Source organism: Bradyrhizobium sp. ORS 86 (assembly GCF_045571475.1).
Lineage (GTDB): Bacteria > Pseudomonadota > Alphaproteobacteria > Rhizobiales > Xanthobacteraceae > Bradyrhizobium.
Map to the genome: position 1 here is coordinate 6,034,656 of NZ_CP120699.1, position 22,156 is coordinate 6,056,811.

Sequence of the window (22,156 nt, forward strand, 5' to 3'; positions counted from 1 at the left end):
GACGATTCGCCTATGACCGAGCCGAGCAAACAGCCCCATCACGGCGTTCCCGAGCACCAGCCCGCGGCTGGCGGCATCGCCGCGCGTGCGCGGGCGGCCGCAGGCGGTCCGCAATATCTTTCCGGCCTCAATCCGGAGCAGCGCGAGGCGGTCGAGACGCTCGACGGCCCGGTGCTGGTGCTCGCCGGCGCCGGCACCGGCAAGACGCGGGTGCTGACCACGCGCATCGCGCATATCCTGAGCCAGGGCCGCGCGCGGCCCTACGAGATCCTGTCGGTGACCTTCACCAACAAGGCGGCGCGCGAGATGAAGGTACGGCTCGGCCAGATGCTGGGCCAGGCGGTCGAGGGCATGCCGTGGCTCGGCACCTTCCACTCGATCGGCGGCCGCATCCTGCGCGCCCATGCCGAGCTGGTGCAGCTCAAATCAAATTTCACGGTGCTCGACGTCGACGACCAGGTGCGACTGTTGAAGCAACTCTTGCAGGCCGAGAACATCGACGACAAGCGCTGGCCGGCGCGGATGCTGGCCGGCCTGATCGACAGTTGGAAGAATCGCGGGCTCACGCCGTCCCAGGTGCCGGCGGCCGAAGCCGCCTCATTCGGCAACGGCAAGGGCGGCAAGATCTACGCCACCTATCAGGAGCGGCTGAAGATCCTCAACGCCGCCGATTTCGGCGACCTGCTGCTGGAGAACATCCGGCTGTTCCGCGAGAACCCGGATGTGCTGCGGCAGTATCAGAACCGCTTCAAATTCATCCTGGTCGACGAATATCAAGACACCAATGTCGCGCAGTATCTGTGGCTGCGACTGCTGTCGCAGGCGCCGACGCGGCCGGGTCGCGCTCTCTCCGACGTCATTCCGGGGCGCCTCGACCCTCCCGTCATTCCGGGGCATGCCGAAGGCATGAACCCGGAATCTCGAGGTGAGGAGGACTCGGCTCCAGATTCCGGGTCTGCACTTTCAGCGCATCCCGCAATAACGGAGAATGCGGCAACGGCGCCACCCAAGAACATCTGCTGCGTCGGCGACGACGACCAGTCGATCTACGGCTGGCGCGGCGCCGAGGTCGACAACATCCTGCGCTTCGAGCACGATTTTCCCGGCGCCAAGGTGATCCGGCTGGAGCGCAACTACCGCTCCACCGGTCACATCCTCGCCGCGGCCTCGCATCTGATCGCGCACAATGAGGGCCGGCTCGGCAAGACGCTGCGCACCGAGGACGTCGACGGCGAGAAGGTCACCGTTACCGGCTCCTGGGATTCGGAAGAAGAAGCGCGCGCGATCGGCGAGGAGATCGAGGAGCTGCAGCGCGCGGGCGAGAACCTCAACGACGTCGCCATCCTGGTGCGCGCCTCGTTCCAGATGCGCGAGTTCGAAGACCGCTTCGTCACGCTCGGCCTGCCCTATCGCGTGATCGGCGGCCCGCGCTTCTACGAGCGCGCCGAGATCCGCGATGCGCTGGCCTATTTGCGCACCATCAATTCGCCGGCCGACGATCTCGCTTTCGAGCGCATCGTCAACGTGCCGAAGCGCGGGCTCGGCGATGCCACCGTGCAGATGCTGCACGATCACGCCCGCAAGCGCCGCATTCCGCTGTTCGAGGCGGCGCGCGCCGTAGTCGAGACCGACGAGCTGAAGCCGAAGGCGCGCGGATCGTTGCGCGATCTCGTCGCGCAATTCGACCGCTGGCGCGCCCAGTCCGAGGTGACGACGCATACCGAGCTCGCCGAGATCGTGCTCGACGAGAGCGGCTATACCGAGATGTGGCAGAAGGACCGCTCGGCGGATGCCGCGGGCCGGCTGGAGAACCTGAAGGAACTGGTCCGCTCGATGGAGGAGTTCGAGAACCTGCAAGGCTTTCTCGAGCACATCTCGCTGGTGATGGACCGCGACGGCGATGCCGGCGATGAGGCGGTGTCGCTGATGACGCTCCATTCCGCCAAGGGTCTCGAATTCGACAACGTGTTCCTGCCGGGCTGGGAGGAAGGCCTGTTCCCGAGCCAGCGCACACTCGACGAGCAGGGCCGCGCCGGGCTCGAGGAAGAGCGCCGCCTCGCTCATGTCGGACTGACCCGCGCCCGCCGCCGCGCGAAAATCTATTTCGCCACCAACCGCCGCATCCACGGCACCTGGTCGACCACGATCCCCTCGCGCTTCCTCGACGAGTTGCCGGCGCACAATGTCGAGATCACCGAATCCAAGGGCGGCTCCGGCTGGGGCGGCACCGGCGGCTATGGCGCCTCGCGCTTCGACAATCTCGAATCATTCGGCTCGAGCTACGCGACCCCGGGCTGGCAGCGCGCCCAGGCGAATCGCAACCGCGGCGGCGGAGGATTCGAGGAGCGGCAGTCGGCATTCTCAGGCTCCCGCAGCGATGCTTCGTCCGGCGGCTTCGGCCGCAACAAGCGCGGCCCGATGGTGATCGAAGGCGAGCTGGTGGCGAAATCGACCGGCACGGTGTCGGAATTCTCGCTGGACGACCGCGTGTTTCACCAGAAGTTCGGCTACGGCCATGTGGTGAAGATCGACGGCAACAAGCTGACCATCGCCTTCGAGAAGGCCGGCGAGAAGAAGGTGGTCGACAGCTTTGTGGAGCGGGTGTGACCCGACGGCCTCCTTTCTTTCGTAGCCCTTGACCATCGCTGAATTCACGGGTTGAGATGGCCCCATGGTCCGGGCCGGGTTTTTCTTTTTTGTCATCGCGCTGACGGCGCCGTCGCTGGCGGCAGCAGAAACGCTGAGCTTTGGCGATGCGGCAGCGCAGCTCGCCAAGGCCTGCGGCGCGGACATCACCGCCAATTGCCGCGGCGTCAACCTCGATTCCAACCGCCTCAAGGAATGCCTGTCACGCAATCGGGACGCGATCTCGGCCGATTGCAAGGCAACCTATTTCTCGACCTTCGACGCCATCCAGAAGCGGATTGCTGCGCGCATCACCGTCGCCGGCGCCTGCCGGCACGAGATCGTCAAGGTGTGCGGCGGCTCGACCAAAGAGACCAGCAAGTCGGTGCCTTGCCTCGTCGCGGCCAAGAATCTTACCCGGAATTGCGCGCAAGCCATCAACGACGCGGGGTATCAGTGATGCGCGCGTTGATGCGAGACCTGCGTGACATCGCGATGCTCGGTGCGCTGGTGCTGCTGACGATGCCGTCCGCGCCTGCGGCTGCGCAAACGGCAGCGGCTACACGCGACGACATCGTCGCCAAGCTCGACCATGTCGATCACGCCGCCGATATCGACGTGCCCGCGCTGCGCCAGCAGGTGCTCGAGCGGTCGCGCTCGCGGTCGAAGAACGAGCCGCCGCCGCAAAAGCGGCCGCCGATCGCGCCCGAGCTGACCGGCCTGCCGGCCTTCAATGCCGACATCCAGTTCGACGTCGATACGCCGATCGTGCTGCCGGGGTCGTACCAGACCGTCGGGCGCATCGCCGATGCGCTGGTGCGCGCCTCGCTGCAGCCCTACACCTTCCTGATCGTCGGCCACATCGAATCGACCGGCCGGCGCGAGAGCAACGCGATCCTCAGCCAGCGCCGGGCCGACGCGATCCGCGACATCCTCGTCAACACCTTCAAGATCTCGGCCAAGCGCCTGCAATCGGTCGGGCTCGGCGAGGAGCAACTGCTCGATCCCACGCATCCGAACGCGCCGGTCAACAACCAGATCCAGATCGTGACCCTCTCCAAGGTCGCCGAGCAAGCCGAGCCGCCGCCCGCGCATCCGGCGCCGGCCGCTGCCGCCAAGAAGCCGGCGAAGAGACGCTAGGAAAGGTCAGAAGGGTTTCCCTCACTTAACGCGAGGCGGCTTGAACCCAAAACGCTCGGACACTTGGTTCAGGGAAGACGTCGTCATGTTGACCAGCAGCCGCGACATCATCTGACGGTTGGAGCGGGAGGGATGGAGCCTCGTTCGCGTTGTCGGCTTGCACCACGTCTTCAAGAACCCGGCCTCCAGGCAAATACTGGTCGTCCCGCACCCAAAGAAGGGAAAAGGCCTGGTGCGTGCCATTAGTAAAGGGGCGGGCTGGAAACCCATGGTCGCGTTGATCGAATTGCCTGCCCCGGGCCCACGCCGCAGAATAAATTTTCTGCCCGATCGGGTGATTGCAGAACGGATTGGGCGTTCCTATCTGCCGATAACCCTCATCCCGCCCCGTTCCCCGGGCGCCGCTTTGCGCGCCCCTCCCTCACGCCATCGCCTGTCCATGCCGCCGATCATCTCCGTCTCCAACCTTTCGAAAACCTACGGCTCCGGCTTCAAGGCGTTGAGCAACATCAATCTCGACATCGCCAAGGGCGAGATCTTCGCGCTGCTCGGGCCGAACGGCGCCGGCAAGACCACGCTGATCAGCATCATCTGCGGCATCGCGAACCCGAGCCAGGGCAAGATCTCGGTCGGCGGCCACGACATCATCAGCGACTATCGCGCGGCGCGGTCGATGATCGGGCTGGTTCCGCAGGAGCTGCACACCGACGCCTTCGAGACGGTGTGGGCCACGGTCAGCTTCAGCCGCGGCCTGTTCGGCAAGCCGAAGAACCCCGCCCATATCGAAAAGGTGCTGAAGGACCTGTCGCTGTGGGACAAGAAGGACAGCAAGATCGTCACGCTGTCCGGCGGCATGAAGCGCCGCGTGATGATCGCCAAGGCGCTGTCGCACGAGCCGCAGGTCCTGTTCCTCGACGAGCCGACGGCCGGCGTCGACGTCGAACTGCGCAAGGGCATGTGGGAGGTGGTGCGCGCGTTGCAGGCCTCCGGCGTCACCATCATCCTGACCACGCACTACATCGAGGAAGCCGAGGAGATGGCCGACCGCGTCGGCGTCATCAACAAGGGCGAGATCATCCTGATCGAGAACAAGACGACGCTGATGGAGAAGCTCGGCAAGAAGCATCTCACGCTGCAACTACAGAACAAGCTCGATATGATTCCGCCTGACCTCGCCGCCTACAATCTCGAACTGTCCGGCGACGGCCGCGCCGTGACCTACGACTACGACACCAAGGCCGATCGCAGCGGCATCACCAGCCTGCTCAACGATCTCCGCAATGCGGGAATCCGAATCTCGGACCTCGATACCAAGCAGAGCTCCCTGGAAGATATCTTCGTCAGCCTCGTGAGGGCGCCATGAATTTCCGCGCCATCCGGGCCATCTATCTGTTCGAAATGGCGCGCACCTGGCGCACGCTGCTGCAAAGCATCGTCTCTCCCGTGGTGTCGACCTCGCTCTATTTCGTGGTGTTCGGCGCCGCGATCGGCTCGCGCATCACCCAGGTCGAGGGCGTGAGCTACGGCACTTTCATCGTGCCCGGGCTCGTGATGCTGTCGGTCTTGACGCAGAGCATCTCCAACGCCTCGTTCGGCATCTACTTCCCAAAATTCGTCGGCACCATCTACGAGATCCTGTCGGCGCCGATCTCCTATTTCGAGATCGTGATCGGCTATGTCGGCGCCGCCGCCACCAAATCGATCATCCTCGGCCTGATCATCCTGGCCACCGCCGGCCTGTTCGTGCCGCTGCACATCGCTCATCCGGTCTGGATGCTGACCTTCCTGGTGCTGACAGCCGTCACCTTCAGCCTGTTCGGCTTCATCATCGGCATCTGGGCCGACGGCTTCGAGAAGCTGCAGATGATCCCGATGCTGGTGGTGACGCCGCTGACCTTCCTCGGCGGCAGCTTCTATTCGGTGAACATGCTGCCGGCGGGTTGGCGCACCGTCACGCTGTTCAATCCCGTAGTCTACCTGATCTCGGGCTTCCGCTGGAGCTTCTCCGAGATCGCCGATGTCAGCGTGCCGCTGAGCCTCGGCATGACCGTAGGCTTCCTGGTCGTCTGCATGGCGATCGTGGCGTGGATCTTCAGGACCGGCTACCGGCTCAAGAACTGACGCCGTTCACGTAACCCCGATGGAGCGAAGCGCAATCGGGGAGCTTCGTGACTTGAGTGGCGAGAACGGCCCCGGATTTCGCTTGCGCTCCATCCGGACTGCGCTCCTCGTCACGCCGCGGAATGGCGGCGACCGCCTCAATAGCAATAGAAGTGGCCGTGGCGATAATAGCCGCGGCAGCGATGGCCGCGCCGCCAGCCGCGATCGGGAATGCCGAACACGCCCTTGACCGCACCCACAGCGCCGCCGACGCCGGCGCCGACCGCTCCGCCGACCACGCCGCCCACCGGCCCGGCCACCCGGTTACCTTCATAGGCGCCCTGCTGGGCTCCGCGGACGATGCCCTGAGCATGGCCGGCATGGGGGATTGCCAGCAGCGACAGGGCGAGGGCTGCGGCCGCAAACAGGAGCCGCGCGAATGGGCCGGCTGGGACGGCGGCCGCGCTCTTAACCTTGCTGTTGTTCATCTCGATTCCTTAAAACACGACGCGAATGCGTCGCTTGGCGGGATTGTGAAATGCGCTTGCGGCCAAATGGTTGCGCATTGACGGCCAATTAGAGCCGATGTCGCGGCTTGCTCGCGAAAAAGTCAGGACGCCGTGACCGACAAATCGCTCCATCGGCCTTGCTTGCGCCGCGGCCCCGATTAACGATGCCATGCGGGCCACTGGAACCAAAAGCGGATTCCGTGCATATTGGTTGCCGGGGACGGACAGCCACGGCGCTGCGATCAGGCCTGGAGGCCAAAGATAAGATGCGTTCCTTCCTCGTTGCATTCGCGACAGCAATGCTTTTCACCGCCGGCGCCGCGCAGGCCAAGGTCGATATCACCATCGACAAGGACAATCAGCAGATGACCGTCGCGGTCGACGGCGTCACGCGGTATCACTGGCCGGTCTCCACCGGCATTCCCTCCCGTGAAACGCCGAACGGCACCTTCCGCGCCTTCCGCATGGAGGAGGACCACTTTTCCAAGGAATTCGACGACGCGCCGATGCCGCACTCGATCTTCTTCACCAAGATCGGGCATGCGATCCACGGCACCGACTCGGTCAGCCGCCTCGGCACACCGGCGTCGCACGGCTGCGTGCGGCTGTCGCGCACCAACGCCTCCACGCTCTACGCGCTGGTCGAGAAGGAAGGCGTGCTCAACACCACGGTGACCTTGACCGGCTCGGCCCAGGTCGCTCTGGCGCGCAACCCGCGTGGGCGCAACGGCACCGCGGTCGCCCGCCGCGCACCGCAGGACCAGGACTATGATCAGCAATACGGCGCCGCGGGCGAGCCGGTCGTCCTGACGCCGCAGCCGCGCGAATATCCGGCGGCGCGGGCCGACGATGGCTATATCTATCCTGCCGACGGCAGCTCGACCGACCGCCGCTATCCGGCGCCGCCGTCAAGCCGCCGCGTCTACAACGCGCAGGGCTATGGTCAGTATTATGGCAACCAGGGCTACGCACCGGCACCGCAGGGTTATTACCAGCCGCGGCCGTCCTATCAGCAGCAGCGCGGGTTCTTCACCTATCAGGACTGACTTGACCGAGCGCGCGTTCGTCTGAACGCGCACTCGCTGCGTTCTCAATGTTGCAGTCGGTGTCGACCAAACCCCTTTTTCCGTTGCCCGTTCGCCGAACATGATCACCGCTCTTGCATCCGGATTTCACCTGCTTGTGACCCGCGCAGGACGTCGTCGCGTGCCCGCGCGGTGGCCCGTCGTATGCTCGTCATCTCGCTGTAAAGGTTGCCCTTGATATTCCGCGGCCACAGCGCCCGCTCGGCCCCCGGATGCCCTTCGCACGAAGTGCCCGATCATGCCCGAATCAGAGCGCGTCAGGTTCCGCGATCTCAGGGGTTGAAATGAAACGGGGCATCATTGTCTTTTGCCTGTGCGTCGTGGTGATCGCCGCCTACTCCACGACCCACGCGTGGGCGATCCGCCACACGATGATGACATTCCACGACATTCTGCGCGATGACCGCACTGTCTCCGTCGAGATCGCAGTCCGTCGCGACCGTGAGATGCAGTCCCTGGCCGAGATGATCGATCTGCCGGTCGCGATCCTGAGCCATGGCAACACCGTCAAGAACACCGAATACTCGTTCCTCACGAATGTTTTCGCCGCCCGCGGCTACCTCGTGGTCAGTGTCCAGCACGACCTCGATACGGACGCACCGATGGTGACCAAGGTCGGCGAGGAATATGTCGGCCGCCGCATGCAATATAATCGCGGCATCTCCAACATCATGTATGCGATCGACGAGATCAGGAAGCTCTACCCGCACGCGGACTATCGCCACCTGACGCTGATCGGCCACTCCAATGGCGGCGACATCTCGATGTTCTTCGCCAAGCAACATCCCGACATGGTCCGGAAAGTGGTCACGCTGGACAATCTGCGCGTGCCCTTTGTCACCAATGGCAAGATCAAGATCCTGTCGTTCCGCTCGAAGGATCCGCACTTCAAGTCGGACCCGGGCGTCGTTCCTGACGACGCGACGTGCAAGAGACTCGGGATCAAGGTGGTCAGAACCGAGTTCCAGCACAACGACCTCAGCGATCGAGGCCCCGACAGCGTCAAATCCTCGATCCAGGCGTCGGTGGAGCAATTCCTCGACGAGGACGACGGCGCGCCGACAATGCCGCTGCTCGCCGCGTCGACGCCCGCCTCGGCGAACGCAACGCCGACGGAGAGGAAATAGCTGTCGAGGTGGCCGTGAAGCCGTCGCGCTCCACGCCCGGCGGCGCCTAGGCGTGCGCGCTGCGATAAGCTACGGCGACGAGCCAGATTGCGGAAAGCAGGAAGTAGAACGCGCCGAAGCCTGCATAAGGAGCAATGTCCAGAATGGTTGGCGCAACGGTGCCAATGGATCGGCTGACCATATAGCCGCCGGCGAGGGCCGACTGCGCACCGCTCAGGATCATCGCCCATTGCGCGCCATAGTGACGCCAACGCCTGACGCCGGTGGATAATTGCAGCACACCCGACAGGATGGCCCAAACTCCGAATACGGCCAGGACGGCATATGTGCTGTGGCTGATCACCGCGATCACGGCGAGCGCCGTCACCGTGCTGACCACGACATTCAATGCCTGCGATGGGTTGGCTTTCAGACCGCCGTTGACCCCGGCGTCAGCCAGATTGGCAATGGCGTCCCATGCCGGGTAGACCACGAGCAGAAGCCCGACAAGGCCGGATTGCTGGCTGAACAGAACGGCAGCGGCAACCCAGGCGATCGAGAAGATGGCGCGCGCAAGATAGTAGGATCGTAGCCAGGCCGATTGGGACCAAGATTGACTTTGCATTGGGGGTGCTCCTTGCCCTTTGTCTACCTATCAGTAGGTAGGCAAGCTGTTCCGAGTCAACCGATTGTTCGGTCACGACTTCGTTTGAACCGGGAGCGCTGCAATGACTTGACAACTTACCTACTGGAAGGTAGGCGCGCCGACATGAGCTCGATGACTTTCACCTCAGAAAAAATTCTCGATGTCGCCCAGTCTCTGATCGTCGCGGGAGGCTACAACGCGTTCAGCTATGCCGATATTTCGGATGCGATCGGGATCAGGAAGGCGAGCATCCACCATCACTTTCCGACCAAGGCCAAGCTGGTCTCGGCGCTGGTGGATCGCTACAGGCAGCAGGCCGAGCTGGGCCTGAAGTCTCTCCAGGAGCAGTTCTCAAGCCCCGCCGATCAACTGCAGTCCTACATCAACTTCTGGCAGACGTGCATTCGCGATTCCTCGCTGCCGTTCTGCGTCTGCGCGATGCTTGCCGGCGAGATGCCGATGCTGCCGGAAGAAGTCTCATCACGCGTCCGGGCCCATTTCCATGGTCTTGCAAGATGGCTTACCGCAGTGCTGCGGGCTGGCGCAGAGCAGCACCTATTCCAGTTGGACAAGCGCCCGGAAGACGAAGCTCAAATGCTGATGGCATCGGTTCATGGAGCAATGCTCTCTGCGCGGGCCTTCAACGATCCCGGCGTGTTCGTCGCGATCGTCAACTCCCAGATGGCAAAGCTGCTGACACCGGATCGCTAAAGCGTCGGCGGCATAAAATCAGGCTACTGCTCGCCGTCGCGCAAGCGGCGATAGACCGCGCCCAGCACGTTCGAATAGTCGTCGGTCCAGATCCGCTGGTTTTCGTTGGCAGGGGTCGCGGTCCAGACGCTTGACGTGGCGAGCCTGCCGACGTCGGCCTCATCGCGCGCCGAGACCACCACCGAGGTCGCGAAGATATACTCGTTGTCGCGCCCCGAATCCTCGCTGTAGACCCAACTCGTCATGTCATTGGCATCGGCGATGCCGACCACGACGCTGGCCAGCTCGAGATGCCGGTTGGAGACATGCATCACCACCGCGCCGTGCGGCGCGAGCTTCGCCTTGTAGATCGCCATCGCCTGCTTGGTCGCAAGATGGATCGGGATCGCATCCGACGAATAGGCGTCGACGATGATGAGATCGTAGAGAGCGTCGGGCTCCCTCGTGAAGGTCAGCCGCGCATCGCCGATCACCGGTTTCAGGTCCGGCTCGCAGCTCTGGATATAGGTGAAATACTTGGGGTCGCGGGCGGTGTCGACCATGCTCTGGTCGATCTCGAAGAACTTCCAGTCTTCCCCGGGCACCGATGCACAGGTCAACGTGCCTGAGCCCAGCCCGATCACCGCCACCTTCAGCGGCGCACCTTTGCGCTCGCGCATCGCCGTGATCGCCTGCCCGATCCCGCCATCCCTGTGATAGTAGCTGATCGGCTCCGGCCGCCCTGTAACCGGCGTGCCGTTGTCGTTCTTGAATTTCTGGGCGCCGTGGATCGTCGTGCCGTGCATCAGCACGTGATATTGTCCGTCCGGCGTCACCACGATCTTGTGCACCCCGAAGAAGCTGCGCACCGTGTCGACGCGGCCATCGTCGGACGGATAGGCACGCAACAACACCAGCGCGACCGCCACAGTGGCAAAGACCTTCCATCGGTCGGCATTCAGCGCGAAGACCAGCAGCGCGGAAAACACCCCGAGTCCGCCGATCATCCAGACCCGCCGGCCATCCAGCCAATTGAACACCTCGCCGGACCAATAGGACGGCGCAATCAGCGCGACTGCTACGACCGCGAGGAATGGCCAGTACCAGGCGCTCCAGCGCGGCAGCCGCTCGGCGCCGGAGGGACGGCACAGCGCCGCCAGCGCCAGCAGGATCGGATATTCGGCGACCCATGAGAAGGTGAACGGCGCGATCAACCCCGCAAACAGGCCGCCAATCATGCCGCCGAACGACAGCGCCACGTAGAAGCCGGTGAGATATTTCGCCGCAGGGCGCGTGCGCGCAAGCTCGCCATGACAGGCCATCGCGATGACGAAGAAGCAGAGCTGATGGCCGCCGAGCGTCAGCAGCAGATTCTGCTCGCCGCCAAACGCCAGCAGGACGACCACGCCTGCGATCGCCAGCGGCTGGGCCAGCAGCATCCATTTGTGCGGCAGCAACGGGCGCGACTGAAACACCAGCACCCAGGTCAGAAGATACAGCGACAGCGGCAGCACCCAGAGCAAGGGCGCGGCGGCGACGTCGGTCGAGATATGCGCGGTGACCGCGATCAGCAGGCCCGACGGCACGGCGGCCAGGAAGATCCAGCGCGCGCGCAGCAGCCAGGACGGCGCCGGTGCCGCGGCATCGCCAACCTGCACGTCGCGTATCGCGGCCTTGGCCGGCGCGAACAGCAGCAGCGCGCCGCAGCCCGCGATCAGCACGATTAGGAGGCCGTAGCCGCCGGTCCAGATGAGGTTCTGGGCGCGCAAGGTGAACATCGGCTCCAGCAGCACGGGATACGACAGCAGCGCCAGGAAGCTCCCAATGTTCGAGGATGCGTAAAGGAAATACGGATCGGGACCGTTGGGATGGCCGGTGCGCACGAACCAGGCCTGCAGCAGCGGATTGTTGGCGGCGAGCGCAAAGAATGGCAGGCCGATCGAGACCGCGAAGAGGCCGAGCAGCCAGAACGCATAGCCCGAATTCGGTGGTTCTCCCCAGCCGCTGCGGATCGCGAGCGGCAGCGTCAGCAACGCGACCACCAGCAGCGCCAGATGCACCACCACGGGAAGGACGCGGTTGCTGAGCTTCATCAGCAGATGCGCATAGGCATAGCCGCCGAGCAGCAGCGACTGGAAGAACACCATCGCCACCGACCACACCGCCGGCGAGCCGCCGAGCCGCGGCAGCACCATCTTCGTGAACAGCGGCTGCACCGAGAACAGCAGCAGGGCGCTGACGAAGATCGCGGCGGTGTAGACAACCAGCACCAGCCGGTTTCGCGAGGCTGACGGCTCAGACGTCATGAAAGCTCCGGCATGAACCCGGCGGGCGCCGGAGGCGAACGGTCCGGCGAGGCCGCACCGGACAGCTTGACCTGAGCATATGGCAGCATCACGGGCAAGAAACGCCGATAACGCGGACTTGACGAAGTGTCGCAACGGCGCGACAGCACGCGTTCGGCTTGTGCCTGATCACTCCTTCTTGAAGCGGACATGAACGAAACGGACGTCGTCATCATCGGTGCGGGGCACAACGGCCTCACCTGCGCAGCCTATCTCGCGATGGCAGGCTTGCGGGTCAAGGTCGTCGAGCGCCGCAAGGTGGTCGGCGGTGCCGCAGTCACCGAGGAATTCGCACCGGGCTTTCGCAATTCGGTCGCCTCCTACACGGTGAGCCTGCTCAATCCGAAAATCATCGCTGACCTGAAACTGGCGGATCACGGCTTGAGGATCGTCGAGCGCCGCGCTCAGAATTTCCTGCCCGCACCCGACGGCAGCTATCTGTTGACCGGCGAAGGCCGCACCAGGGAGTCGGTTGCAAGGTTGAGCGAGCGCGACGCCGTCGAGATCGACGCGTTCTCGCGGGAACTCGAAGCGATCGCCGACGTGTTGCGCCACTTCGTGCTGCGCGCACCGCCGAACGTCGTCGAGGGATTTGGTGTTGGCGCGATGCGCGAGGCCTTCAATGCGCTTCGTTCCGCCAACGACCTGCGGCAGCTCTCACTCGAACAGCAGCGCAACCTGCTCGACCTGTTCACGCGCTCGGCCGGCGAGATGCTCGACGAACGCTTCGAGAGCGACCTGGTCAAGGCGCTGTTCGGCTTCGACGCCATCGTCGGCAACTACGCGAGCCCCTACGCGGCGGGCTCGGCCTATGTGATGCTGCACCATGCCTTCGGTGAAGTAAACGGCAAGAAGGGCGTCTGGGGCCACGCGATCGGCGGCATGGGCGCGATCACGCAAGCGATGGCGCGTGCGGCACGCGGCCACGGCGCCGAGATCGAGACCGACGCCAGCGTGCGCGAAGTGATCGTCGAGAAGGACCGCGCCTGCGGCGTCGTTCTCGACAATGGCGCAACCATCCGCGCCAAATATGTCGCCTCGAACGTCAATCCGAAGCTGCTCTATACACACCTTGTGCCGGCAAGCGCGCTGACGCATGAATTCGCGACCCGCATCTCGCGATGGCGGAACGGCTCCGGCACATTCAGAATGAACGTCGCGCTCGATGCCCTGCCCTCGTTCACGGCGCTGCCCGGCTTCGGCGATCACCTGACCGCAGGCATCATCATCGCCCCCAGCCTCGGCTACATGGATCGCGCCTGGCGCGATGCCTGCGACTTCGGCTGGAGCCGCGCGCCCGTGGTCGAGCTCTTGATCCCCTCGACCCTCGACGACACGCTGAGCCCGCCGGGCCGGCATGTCGCGAGCCTGTTCTGCCAGCATGTCGCGCCGCAATTGCCTGACGGCAAATCCTGGGACGACCATCGCGAGAAGGTCGCCGATCTCATGATCGCAACGGTCGATCAATACGCCCCCGGCTTCGCGGGCAGCGTGGTGGGGCGCCAGATCCTGTCGCCGCTCGACCTGGAGCGCCAGTTCGGCCTGCTTGGCGGCGACATCTTCCACGGCGCTTTGACGCTGAACCAGTTGTTCTCGGCGCGGCCGATGCTCGGCCATGCCGACTACCGCGGGCCGCTCAGGGGGCTCTACCATTGCGGCTCGGGCGCCCATCCCGGCGGGGGTGTTACCGGTGCCCCCGGGCACAACGCGGCACGGGCCATCTTGGCGGACCATCGGAGGCTGTTTTCGTGAACGCGACAGCGCTCCCGGCTACACCGCCGAGATGTGGAGACAACGGTGGATGACCAGTGGAGAACCGGTGGATCAGCTCTGTACTGCGCTGGGTGCCCTGCGGGGACAACTCGTCAACACCGCTGTGGACAGGCTGTGCAGCGCCAGGCCCGCAAGCCCGGCGTAACGTCGTGTATACCCTGTTGATAGATTCGAGTTCGATCTGTGGAGATCCGGTGGACGTTCGGAGCTGGGTGCGACGGAATCCCGCCCGCCCGGTCGCAAAAAAGCACCGGGCGACATTGTCACCCGGTGCGCTGAGAACGCCGTCGCGTCGCCAAATTATTTCAAGGATGTGCTGATCGTGCTGAAGGTCCCGCTCAGCGCCGTGCCGACGCCGTTCACAGCAGCAATGATGGCGATCGCGATGCCGGTCGCGATCAGGCCGTATTCGATGGCCGTGGCGCCGGATTCATTCTGCAAGAATTTAACGATAATTGCGTTCATGGTAGCCCTGCCCTTTGGTCTATCCGGAACAAGGGACTTGTTCCTGTCTACCTACTACTACGGCAAAACCTAAAGTTGATTGAACGCGCAACGCGTAGAATCTCGCGGCAATCGAATCAAAGTTGAAATCTCAGCACGAACCGCGCTACCGGCATTCGATGACCCCCTCCACGCACCGCGCCAGTGTCACCCTCCCCGACGAAGCGACCGCAAAGCGCGTCGTGGACACGCTCTCCGAGGTATTCTTCGAGGATCAGGCTGCTTTCGCGGCATTCGAGCGGCCTGACGGCCGCTGGGATGTCACGGTCCACTTCGCCGACCCGCCGGACGAGGCGCTGTTGCGCGAGTTGGTCGGGCACGCCGTGCGACAGGATGTCGCGGAGGCCATGACGTTCGACACCGTGGAGGCAAAAGACTGGGTGAGGGCGAGCCTTGAGGATCTCGTCCCGGTCCCGGCCGGCCGCTTCGTCGTCCACGGCCAGCACGACCGGACAAGGGTACCACCAAACAAGCTCGGCATCGAGATCGAGGCCGCGCTTGCCTTCGGCACCGGTCACCACGGCACCACGCGCGGCTGCCTGCTACTGCTCGACCACGTGCTGAAAGCCGGTCAGCCGCGCCGCGTGCTCGATCTCGGCACCGGAACCGGCGTGCTGGCGATCGCCGCCGCCAAGGCTCGGCATGGCCGGGTGCTGGCGAGCGATATCGATGCGCCATCGGTGCGGGTGGCCGAGGAGAACGCCCGGCTCAACGGAGCGGGACACCTGGTGGACGTGATCCAGGCCACCGGCTTCGCGGCACCGCGGTTCGCCGAGGACGGGCCGTTCGATCTCGTGCTCGCCAACATCCTCGCCAATCCGCTGCGGCAACTGGCCGGCCCAATGGCGCGGCACCTCGCTTCGTCGGCGCAGGTCATTCTCTCCGGCCTGTTGACTCACCAGGCGCCGGCCGTCATCGCCGCTTACCGCGCACGCGGGCTGGTGCCGCTGCGACATCTCAAGATCGAGGGCTGGAGCAGCCTGCTGCTGCGCGCCGTGCAATGACCATGTCCGGCAGGCAGTGCGGCGATTGCACGCTCTGCTGCAAGGTGATGGCGATCGAGGAACTGGCCAAGCCCGTCAACACATGGTGCGCGCATTGCAAGCCAGGGCATGGATGTCTGATCTATCTGAACCGGCCGGCGGAGTGCCGGTCGTTCGCCTGCGTCTGGCTGGTCAATGAGCTGCTGGGCGACCACTGGAAGCCGAACCAATCCAAGCTCGTCCTGACGACATCGGACGACGGCCTCGAAGTCCGCTGCGATCCCGGCTTCCCGGACGCCTGGCGCAAGGAGCCGTACCATAGCGAGCTACGGGAATGGGCCATCTCCGGCGAAGCGCTCGACATGACCGTGGTCGTGGTCGTCGGTCAGCGGATGACGCTGGTGACACCGGAGCACGAGTTCGATCTCGGCATCGTCGGCCCGGATGAACGGATCGTGCGGGAACTCGAAGGCACCAAGGTCGTCAACGCGACGGTAGCGAAGGCGTCAGACCTCGAACAGTAGCGGCTGATTATTCGGAGGGCTCGCGATCGGGGCGAGCGAGCGTCACCGTCTGGTCCTGCGGCGGCGTGCGCCTGATGCGCGCCTCGACGAGGCGGTCCAAAATCTGGACGATGACGCCACGTTGCTTCTGCTCCACGGGTGCAACCGGGCCGTTGTGAGCCGGCGGTGTGATCTTCTCAAACGTGAACGCAGGCATGGTGCATCTCCTCGCCGTCGAGTTGAGACACTCCTGGACACTCCCGGAATTTTTTGACGAACGACTTGCCCGGGAAGCCGTTCCGTCTTTTCTAATGGCTATGCCACGATTCAAGCATAAGTTATGCCAAATTGTGGACATGCTGGGCGCATTGCGGAGCGACCCAGCCGAACTTAGAGCATGATCAGCCGAGGTGGAAAGCGTTTTTTCCGAAGGACCATGCTTCATCCAATGAGAGTGCGAGGGCGATGTTCGAAGCTCATTTCCAGACGTTCGAAGAACCCGAAGGCGGCGTGGCGCTGACCGCCCGGCTGAGCGCGTTTCGCGAGGAGCTGGCGCGGCGCAAGCTGACCGGCTTCGTGATTCCCCGCGCCGACCAGCAGCAGAATGAATATGTCGCCCCATCCGAGGAGCGGCTGGCCTGGCTGACGGGCTTCACCGGATCGGCCGGGCTTGCGATCGCGCTGGCCAAGCAGGCAGCGTTGTTCGTCGATGGCCGCTACACCCTGCAGGCCGGCAAGCAGGTCGACCGCAAGGCCTGGGACATCGAGCCGCTGGTCGATCCGCCTCCGGAGCACTGGGTCACGCGGCATCTGTCCGCCGGCGATCGTCTCGGATTCGACCCGTGGCTGCATACATCGGCGGCAACCGAACGGCTCGCGGCCGCCTGCGCCAAGGCCGGCGCGGAACTCGTCGCGGTCGACAGCAATCCCGTTGATTCGATCTGGCACGAGCGGCCGGCGCCGCCGCTCGGCCCTGTCAGCATCCACGGCCCGCAATTCTCGGGCGAGATCGAGGCCGAGAAGCTCAAGCGCATCCGGCTCGAGATCACCAAGCTCGGCGTCGATGCGCTGGTGCTCTCCGACAGCCATGCGGTGGCCTGGACCTTCAACATCCGTGGCGCCGACGTCTCGCATACGCCGCTGCCGCTGTCCTACGCCGTGGTGCCGAAGGAAGGCCGGCCGCTGGTGTTCATCGATCAGCGCAAGCTGTCGAACTCGACGCGCGACCATCTCGAGCAATCCGCCGGCGTCGAGGAGCCGGCCGCGCTGACGCCGAAGCTCACCGAGCTCGCCAAGCGCGGCGCCTCGATCGCGCTCGACAGCGCGACCGCGGCGGACGCCTTGAGCCGCTTGATCGCAAGCGCCGGCGGCAAGCCGGTGCGCGGCAGCGATCCGGTCAGCATGTTGAAAGCGGTCAAGAACATGACCGAGATCGAGGGCACCCGCACCGCGCACCAGCGCGACGCGGTGGCGCTGACGCGCTTCCTTGCCTGGATCGATCGCGAGGCTCCCTCGGGCGGGCTTACCGAGATCGACGCCGTCGAGGCGCTCGAGACGTTCCGCCGCCAGACCGCGGCGTTGAAGGACGTCTCCTTCCCGACCATCGCCGGCACCGGGCCGAACGGCGCCATCGTGCACTACCGGGTCACGCGCAAGAGCAACCGCCGGATCGAGCCCGGCGACCTGCTGCTGATCGATTCTGGCGCGCAATATGAGGACGGCACCACCGACGTCACTCGCACCATCGCGATCGGCCAGCCGACCGACGAGATGCGCGACCGTTTCACCCGCGTGCTGCGGGGCCACATCGCGATCGCCCGCGCGATCTTCCCCGACGGCACCACCGGTGCGCAGCTCGACACGCTGGCGCGGCAATATCTGTGGCAGGCCGGCGTCGATTTCGAGCACGGCACCGGCCACGGCGTCGGCAGCTATCTCAGCGTGCACGAAGGGCCGGCGCGAATCTCCAAGCTCGGCACCACGCCGCTGAAGCGCGGCATGATCCTGTCCAACGAGCCCGGCTACTACAAGACCGATGCCTATGGCATCCGGATCGAGAACCTCGAGCTCGTGATCGGCACCGACATCACGGGCGCGGAGAAGCCGGTCAACGCGTTCGAGACGCTGACGCTGGCGCCGATCGACCGCCGCCTGATCGAGGTCGGCATGCTGAGCGAAGGCGAATTGGCGTGGCTGAACGACTACCACGCCCGCGTCGTCAGCGTGGTGCGCCCGCATCTCGACGACAACACAACGAAACTGTGGCTGGATGAGGCGACGGCAGCGCTCAAGTAACAGCGCGAGCATCTCTCCCCACACTCAGTGTCATCCCCCGCGAAAGCGGGGGAGCCAGTACGCCGCAGCCCATCGGATTAGAACTGATGTCTTTGGAATACTGGGCCCCCCGCTTTCGCGGAGGACGACAACGATGCCTGTTGCGCGAGGCGAAACACCTTCGACTGGCGCCTCCCGGAATCGGCATGGGCGTATGCCGAAACACACGTATTCCGCGCGCACGAGAACGCTACAGTCGATTCACAATGCTGGATCGGACCTGAATGCACGGCGTGATGGGCAAGCCGCCCGACGCGGCCACGGACAACAACATCGCGACATCGAAGGTTATGCTGCTGATGCTCGTCGTCATGACGGGCGTGGCGCCGATCTCGCTCTACATGCTGGTTCCGGCACTGCCGGTGCTGGCGACCACCTTTGGCCGCGATATCTCCGTCGCGCAGATGACGGTGTCGCTCTACATGGTCGGCATCGCCCTCTCGCAGCTCATCATGGGACCGCTGTCCGACAAGTTCGGCCGGCGGCCGGTGCTGCTCGCCGGCCTCGGCCTGATGGTGGCGGCAGGTATCGGCTCGGTGTTCGCGGAAACCCTGCCGCAACTGATCGCCGCGCGCTTCTTGCAGGCGCTCGGCGGCGCCAGCGGCATGGTGATCAGCCGCGCCATCATCCGCGACCTCTATCCACGCGAGCGCGTCGGCGCGATGATCAGCCTGGTGGTCGCGGCGCTGATGATCGCGCAGATGGTGAGCCCGCTGACCGGCGGCCTGCTGGAGACCGCGTTCGGCTGGCGCGCGATCCTCTATCTGATCACGGCTGCGTCGCTTGCGATCACGATCTTCATTGCGCTGGCCTTGCCGGAGACCCGGCGCGATCGCGCCGAGAGCTCTAGCTTCCGCGGCGATCTCGGCAAGCTGATGCAGAGCCGCGCCTTCGTCGGCTACATGCTGTGCCAGGTGCTGGCCTCGCAGATCATCTTCGCCTTCGCGGGTGGCGGTCCCTACATCGTGGTGATGCAGATGGGCCGCACCAGCGCCGAATATGGCGCGTGGTTTGCGACCACAGGATTCGCCTATCTGGTCGGCAACCTCCTGTGCGTGCGCTTTGCACCGCGACATTCGCTGGAGAAGCTGATCTGGTTCGGCCTCGCGTTGCAGGTCGGCGGCAGCCTCTTGAACCTGGTCTGGAGTTTCACCGGCGTGAACCAGGCCCCGCTCTGGCTGTTCGGCACCCAGATGATCGTGATGGTCGCCAACGCCTTCGTGATGGCCAATTCCGCCGCCGGCGCGATCAGCATCCGCCCCGAAGCCGCCGGCACCGCCTCGGGCGCGATGGGCTTCCTGCAACAGGGAATCGGCGCCCTGATCTCGCAATTCGGCGCCTATCTCGGTGGCCACACCACCACCACGCTGCCGCTGACAGCGGCGATCTCAGCGATCTCGCTCGCCTGCGCGTGCACGATGATCTTCGTCGTGCCGCGGCGGAATATGGTGGTCAGCGAGGCGCTGATCGAGCAGGCGGAAGAGGAAGAAAGCGGGATGATGTGAGTCACTTGCTCGTGCCGCACCCACACTTCGTCATCCCCGCGCAGGCGGGGATCCAGTACGCCGCGGCTTTTCCGTATCTCGCTGACGTCCCTGGGATACTGGGTCACCCGCCTTCGCGGGTGACGACTATGGAGAATGCGGCGCCGGCCGCCCCTCACTCTCCGATCAGCTTCAGCCACTCGTCTTCGGTGAGCACCTTGACGCCGTGCTTCTGTGCTTCCGCTAGCTTCGAGCCGGCACCGGGGCCAGCGACGAGATAGTCGGTCTTCTTCGACACCGAGCCGGCGGCCTTGGCCCCCAACCGTTCGGCCGTCGCCTTGGCCTCGTCGCGCGTCATCTTCTCGAGCGAGCCGGTGAACACCACCGTCTTGCCGGCGATCGCCGAGTTGCTCTTTGGCCTCTCGGCATCGACGATCTCGTCCAATTCACCGGTCAGCCGTTCGACGATGCCGCGATTGTGGCTCTCGCCGAAATAGTCGGTGATGCTCTTGATCACAGTGTCGCCGATCTGGTCGAGCGCATCCATGTCGGCGATCGCCTCCTCGTCGCCCTTGGCGATCTTGAGGCAGGCCTCATGGAAGGCGTCCCACGAGCCGTAGCCGCGAGCTAGCGCCAGCGCGGTGGTCTCGCCGACATGACGCATGCCGAGCGCGTAAATGAAGCGCTCGAGCGAGATCCTGCGGCGGTTGTCGATCGCGGCAAACAAATTGCGCACTGACGTTTCGCCGTAGCCCTCGATCTGCTCCAGCTTCAGCTTGGCGTTGCGCTTGGGCAGCGTGAAGATATCGGCGGGCTCCTTTACCCAGCCCGCGTCGAAGAAATACTGGAGCTGCTTCTCGCCGAGGCCGTCGATGTCGAAGGCGCGGCGGGACACGAACAGCTTGAGGTGCTCGATCTTCTGGTAGGGACAGGCGAACTCGCCGGTGCAGCGGGCGCGTGAGCCCTCCTCGCCGGCCGCTGTCTCCTCGCGCACCACGTCGGTGTGCAACGGACACGGGCACGTCTTCGGGAAGTGGAATTCCCTGGCGTTCTTCGGCCGCTTGTCGAGCACGACGTCGACGACCTGCGGGATCACGTCGCCGGCACGCTGCACCACGACGGTGTCGCCGATCCTGATGTCGCGGCCCTCGCGCAATACCTCGCCCTTGTTGCCGATGCCCTTGATGTAGTCCTCGTTGTGCAGCGTGACGTTCTGCACGATCACGCCGCCGACGCCGACCGGCTCGAGCTTGCCGACCGGTGTGAACGAGCCGGTTCGGCCGACCTGAATCTCGATGTCACGCAGCACCGTCATGGCGCGCTCGGCAGGAAATTTATGCGCAATCGCCCAGCGCGGCGTGCGCGAGACGAAACCGAGCCGCTCCTGCCAGTCGATGCGATCGACCTTGTAGACGACACCGTCGATATCGTAATCGAGCTCGGCGCGCTGCTCCTCGATCGTACGATGGAACGCGATCAGTTGCTCGACCGAGTGGCACAACTTGGCGAGCGGATTGGTCTTGAAGCCGCATCGCTCGAACCAGTGGATCATGCCGGTCTGCGTGGTCTCGGGCATCGCGCTCATCTGGCCCCAGGCATAGGCGAAGAAGCCGAGCGGGCGCGAGGCGGTGATGCCAGGATCCTTCTGCCGCAGCGAGCCCGCCGCCGAATTGCGCGGGTTGGCGAAGATGGTGTCGCCGGCAGCCTTCTGCCGCTCGTTCAGCGCCAGGAACGCATGCTTGGTCATATAGACCTCGCCGCGCACCTCGCAGATGTCGGGCACGTTACGGCCCTTGAGCTTCTGCGGCACGTCCTCGAGGGTGCGGATATTAGCGGTGACGTCCTCGCCCTCCGCGCCGTTGCCGCGCGTCGCGGCGGTGACGAGTTCACCGCCCTCGTAGCGCAGCGACATCGAAAGCCCGTCGATCTTCGGCTCGGCCGAGAAATCGATCTTGTCGTCCGGCAGCTTCAGGAACCGTGCGATGCGCCCGACGAAGTCGAGCACATCCTGCTCGGCAAACGCATTGTCGAGCGACAGCATCGGCAATGAATGGCGGACTTTCCTGAAACGCCCGGATGGCGCCGCGCCGACCTTCTGTGACGGCGATTCCGCGGTGACGAATTCGGGAAAGCGCTTTTCGATCGCGTTGTAGCGCTGCCGCAGCGCGTCGTACTCGGCATCGGTGATGCTCGGCGCATCCTCCTGGTAGTAGCGCTTGTCGTGGCCCTCGAGCTCGAGCGCGAGGCGCGTCAGCTCGACCTTGGCCTGGGCCTTGGTGAGCTTGTCGATGTCGGGGAGTGTTTTCTCTTTTGCTGCTTTGGCCATGCA

19 protein-coding genes are annotated in these 22,156 nt (G+C 64.5%); 13 read left to right on the forward strand and 6 right to left on the reverse strand.

Annotated features, from left to right (window positions below; genetic code table 11):
- Nucleotides 1–12: 12 nt before the first annotated feature.
- From P6U25_RS27820 to P6U25_RS27840, 5 genes are all read left to right on the forward strand, one after another.
- Nucleotides 13–2,607 carry an ATP-dependent helicase gene (locus P6U25_RS27820; RefSeq protein WP_407147950.1) on the forward strand — a complete coding sequence of 865 codons (2,595 nt, stop codon included), beginning with the start codon at nucleotides 13–15 and terminating at the stop codon, nucleotides 2,605–2,607.
- Nucleotides 2,608–2,671: 64 nt separating this feature from the next.
- Complete coding sequence (locus P6U25_RS27825) at nucleotides 2,672–3,085, forward strand: hypothetical protein (RefSeq protein WP_407147951.1); 414 nt, start codon at nucleotides 2,672–2,674, stop codon at nucleotides 3,083–3,085.
- Between the two features lie 11 nt (nucleotides 3,086–3,096).
- The gene (locus P6U25_RS27830; protein ID WP_407147952.1) at nucleotides 3,097–3,765 is read left to right on the forward strand and encodes an OmpA family protein; all 669 of its coding nucleotides are present in this window, start codon (nucleotides 3,097–3,099) and stop codon (nucleotides 3,763–3,765) included.
- 439 nt (nucleotides 3,766–4,204) lie between these two features.
- On the forward strand, nucleotides 4,205–5,128 hold the full coding sequence (locus P6U25_RS27835; protein ID WP_407152627.1) for an ABC transporter ATP-binding protein: 924 nt from the start codon (nucleotides 4,205–4,207) through the stop codon (nucleotides 5,126–5,128).
- On the forward strand, nucleotides 5,125–5,886 hold the full coding sequence (locus tag P6U25_RS27840; RefSeq protein WP_407147953.1) for an ABC transporter permease: 762 nt from the start codon (nucleotides 5,125–5,127) through the stop codon (nucleotides 5,884–5,886). Before P6U25_RS27835 ends, P6U25_RS27840 begins: the two co-directional genes overlap by 4 nt.
- 137 nt (nucleotides 5,887–6,023) lie before the next feature.
- On the opposite strand, the gene P6U25_RS27845 is transcribed toward P6U25_RS27840, so the two are convergent.
- A complete protein-coding gene (locus P6U25_RS27845) occupies nucleotides 6,024–6,353 on the reverse strand; it encodes a hypothetical protein (protein WP_407147954.1) in 330 nt (109 codons plus the stop codon).
- 287 nt (nucleotides 6,354–6,640) lie between these two features.
- Between P6U25_RS27845 and P6U25_RS27850 the strand changes: the two genes are divergently transcribed.
- Entirely contained in the window at nucleotides 6,641–7,420 is a 780-nt protein-coding gene (locus tag P6U25_RS27850) for a L,D-transpeptidase (RefSeq protein ID WP_407147955.1), read from the forward strand.
- Between the two features lie 323 nt (nucleotides 7,421–7,743).
- Nucleotides 7,744–8,586, forward strand: a complete 843-nt coding sequence (locus P6U25_RS27855; protein WP_407147956.1) for an alpha/beta hydrolase — start codon at nucleotides 7,744–7,746, stop codon at nucleotides 8,584–8,586.
- A gap of 46 nt (nucleotides 8,587–8,632) precedes the next feature.
- Here P6U25_RS27855 and P6U25_RS27860 read toward each other — a convergent pair whose 3' ends face one another.
- Nucleotides 8,633–9,190: a DUF308 domain-containing protein gene (locus tag P6U25_RS27860; protein WP_407147957.1), complete on the reverse strand. Its 558-nt coding sequence runs from the start codon at nucleotides 9,188–9,190 to the stop codon at nucleotides 8,633–8,635.
- 144 nt (nucleotides 9,191–9,334) lie between these two features.
- On the opposite strand from P6U25_RS27860, the gene P6U25_RS27865 reads away from it, so the two are divergent.
- Complete coding sequence (locus tag P6U25_RS27865) at nucleotides 9,335–9,922, forward strand: TetR/AcrR family transcriptional regulator (protein ID WP_407152628.1); 588 nt, start codon at nucleotides 9,335–9,337, stop codon at nucleotides 9,920–9,922.
- A 23-nt stretch (nucleotides 9,923–9,945) separates the two neighbouring features.
- Here P6U25_RS27865 and P6U25_RS27870 read toward each other — a convergent pair whose 3' ends face one another.
- Nucleotides 9,946–12,207, reverse strand: a complete 2,262-nt coding sequence (locus P6U25_RS27870) for a spermidine synthase (protein WP_407147958.1) — start codon at nucleotides 12,205–12,207, stop codon at nucleotides 9,946–9,948.
- A gap of 189 nt (nucleotides 12,208–12,396) precedes the next feature.
- Between P6U25_RS27870 and P6U25_RS27875 the strand changes: the two genes are divergently transcribed.
- A complete protein-coding gene (locus P6U25_RS27875) occupies nucleotides 12,397–13,998 on the forward strand; it encodes a phytoene desaturase family protein (RefSeq protein ID WP_407147959.1) in 1,602 nt (533 codons plus the stop codon).
- Nucleotides 13,999–14,319: 321 nt separating this feature from the next.
- On the opposite strand, the gene P6U25_RS27880 is transcribed toward P6U25_RS27875, so the two are convergent.
- Complete coding sequence (locus tag P6U25_RS27880) at nucleotides 14,320–14,484, reverse strand: Flp family type IVb pilin (protein ID WP_407147960.1); 165 nt, start codon at nucleotides 14,482–14,484, stop codon at nucleotides 14,320–14,322.
- Nucleotides 14,485–14,642: 158 nt separating this feature from the next.
- On the opposite strand from P6U25_RS27880, the gene P6U25_RS27885 reads away from it, so the two are divergent.
- Nucleotides 14,643–15,527, forward strand: a complete 885-nt coding sequence (locus tag P6U25_RS27885) for a 50S ribosomal protein L11 methyltransferase (RefSeq protein ID WP_407152629.1) — start codon at nucleotides 14,643–14,645, stop codon at nucleotides 15,525–15,527.
- The gene (locus P6U25_RS27890; RefSeq protein WP_407147961.1) at nucleotides 15,524–16,030 is read left to right on the forward strand and encodes a hypothetical protein; all 507 of its coding nucleotides are present in this window, start codon (nucleotides 15,524–15,526) and stop codon (nucleotides 16,028–16,030) included. Before P6U25_RS27885 ends, P6U25_RS27890 begins: the two co-directional genes overlap by 4 nt.
- A 7-nt stretch (nucleotides 16,031–16,037) precedes the next feature.
- Here P6U25_RS27890 and P6U25_RS27895 read toward each other — a convergent pair whose 3' ends face one another.
- Nucleotides 16,038–16,226 carry a hypothetical protein gene (locus tag P6U25_RS27895; RefSeq protein WP_407147962.1) on the reverse strand — a complete coding sequence of 63 codons (189 nt, stop codon included), beginning with the start codon at nucleotides 16,224–16,226 and terminating at the stop codon, nucleotides 16,038–16,040.
- 248 nt (nucleotides 16,227–16,474) lie between these two features.
- Between P6U25_RS27895 and P6U25_RS27900 the strand changes: the two genes are divergently transcribed.
- Nucleotides 16,475–18,304 (forward strand): aminopeptidase P family protein, encoded by a 1,830-nt coding sequence (locus P6U25_RS27900; protein WP_407147963.1) that lies wholly within the window; start codon nucleotides 16,475–16,477, stop codon nucleotides 18,302–18,304.
- Nucleotides 18,305–18,567: 263 nt separating this feature from the next.
- Nucleotides 18,568–19,848 carry a multidrug effflux MFS transporter gene (locus P6U25_RS27905; RefSeq protein ID WP_407147964.1) on the forward strand — a complete coding sequence of 427 codons (1,281 nt, stop codon included), beginning with the start codon at nucleotides 18,568–18,570 and terminating at the stop codon, nucleotides 19,846–19,848.
- A 154-nt stretch (nucleotides 19,849–20,002) separates the two neighbouring features.
- Here P6U25_RS27905 and ligA read toward each other — a convergent pair whose 3' ends face one another.
- The gene (ligA, locus tag P6U25_RS27910) at nucleotides 20,003–22,153 is read right to left on the reverse strand and encodes an NAD-dependent DNA ligase LigA (protein WP_407147965.1); all 2,151 of its coding nucleotides are present in this window, start codon (nucleotides 22,151–22,153) and stop codon (nucleotides 20,003–20,005) included.
- Between the last annotated feature and the right edge of the window lie 3 nt (nucleotides 22,154–22,156).

Coding starts and splice junctions, on each gene's coding strand:
- P6U25_RS27825 (WP_407147951.1), top strand. CDS start 2,672: ATGGTCCGGGCCGGGTTTTTCTTTTTTGTCATCGCGCTGACGGCGCCG.
- P6U25_RS27820 (WP_407147950.1), top strand. CDS start 13: ATGACCGAGCCGAGCAAACAGCCCCATCACGGCGTTCCCGAGCACCAG.
- ligA (WP_407147965.1), bottom strand. CDS start 22,153: ATGGCCAAAGCAGCAAAAGAGAAAACACTCCCCGACATCGACAAGCTC.
- P6U25_RS27835 (WP_407152627.1), top strand. CDS start 4,205: ATGCCGCCGATCATCTCCGTCTCCAACCTTTCGAAAACCTACGGCTCC.
- P6U25_RS27840 (WP_407147953.1), top strand. CDS start 5,125: ATGAATTTCCGCGCCATCCGGGCCATCTATCTGTTCGAAATGGCGCGC.
- P6U25_RS27845 (WP_407147954.1), bottom strand. CDS start 6,353: ATGAACAACAGCAAGGTTAAGAGCGCGGCCGCCGTCCCAGCCGGCCCA.
- P6U25_RS27905 (WP_407147964.1), top strand. CDS start 18,568: ATGCACGGCGTGATGGGCAAGCCGCCCGACGCGGCCACGGACAACAAC.
- P6U25_RS27850 (WP_407147955.1), top strand. CDS start 6,641: ATGCGTTCCTTCCTCGTTGCATTCGCGACAGCAATGCTTTTCACCGCC.
- P6U25_RS27865 (WP_407152628.1), top strand. CDS start 9,335: ATGAGCTCGATGACTTTCACCTCAGAAAAAATTCTCGATGTCGCCCAG.
- P6U25_RS27860 (WP_407147957.1), bottom strand. CDS start 9,190: ATGCAAAGTCAATCTTGGTCCCAATCGGCCTGGCTACGATCCTACTAT.
- P6U25_RS27900 (WP_407147963.1), top strand. CDS start 16,475: ATGTTCGAAGCTCATTTCCAGACGTTCGAAGAACCCGAAGGCGGCGTG.
- P6U25_RS27875 (WP_407147959.1), top strand. CDS start 12,397: ATGAACGAAACGGACGTCGTCATCATCGGTGCGGGGCACAACGGCCTC.
- P6U25_RS27885 (WP_407152629.1), top strand. CDS start 14,643: ATGACCCCCTCCACGCACCGCGCCAGTGTCACCCTCCCCGACGAAGCG.
- P6U25_RS27890 (WP_407147961.1), top strand. CDS start 15,524: ATGACCATGTCCGGCAGGCAGTGCGGCGATTGCACGCTCTGCTGCAAG.
- P6U25_RS27870 (WP_407147958.1), bottom strand. CDS start 12,207: ATGACGTCTGAGCCGTCAGCCTCGCGAAACCGGCTGGTGCTGGTTGTC.
- P6U25_RS27830 (WP_407147952.1), top strand. CDS start 3,097: ATGCGAGACCTGCGTGACATCGCGATGCTCGGTGCGCTGGTGCTGCTG.
- P6U25_RS27855 (WP_407147956.1), top strand. CDS start 7,744: ATGAAACGGGGCATCATTGTCTTTTGCCTGTGCGTCGTGGTGATCGCC.
- P6U25_RS27880 (WP_407147960.1), bottom strand. CDS start 14,484: ATGAACGCAATTATCGTTAAATTCTTGCAGAATGAATCCGGCGCCACG.
- P6U25_RS27895 (WP_407147962.1), bottom strand. CDS start 16,226: ATGCCTGCGTTCACGTTTGAGAAGATCACACCGCCGGCTCACAACGGC.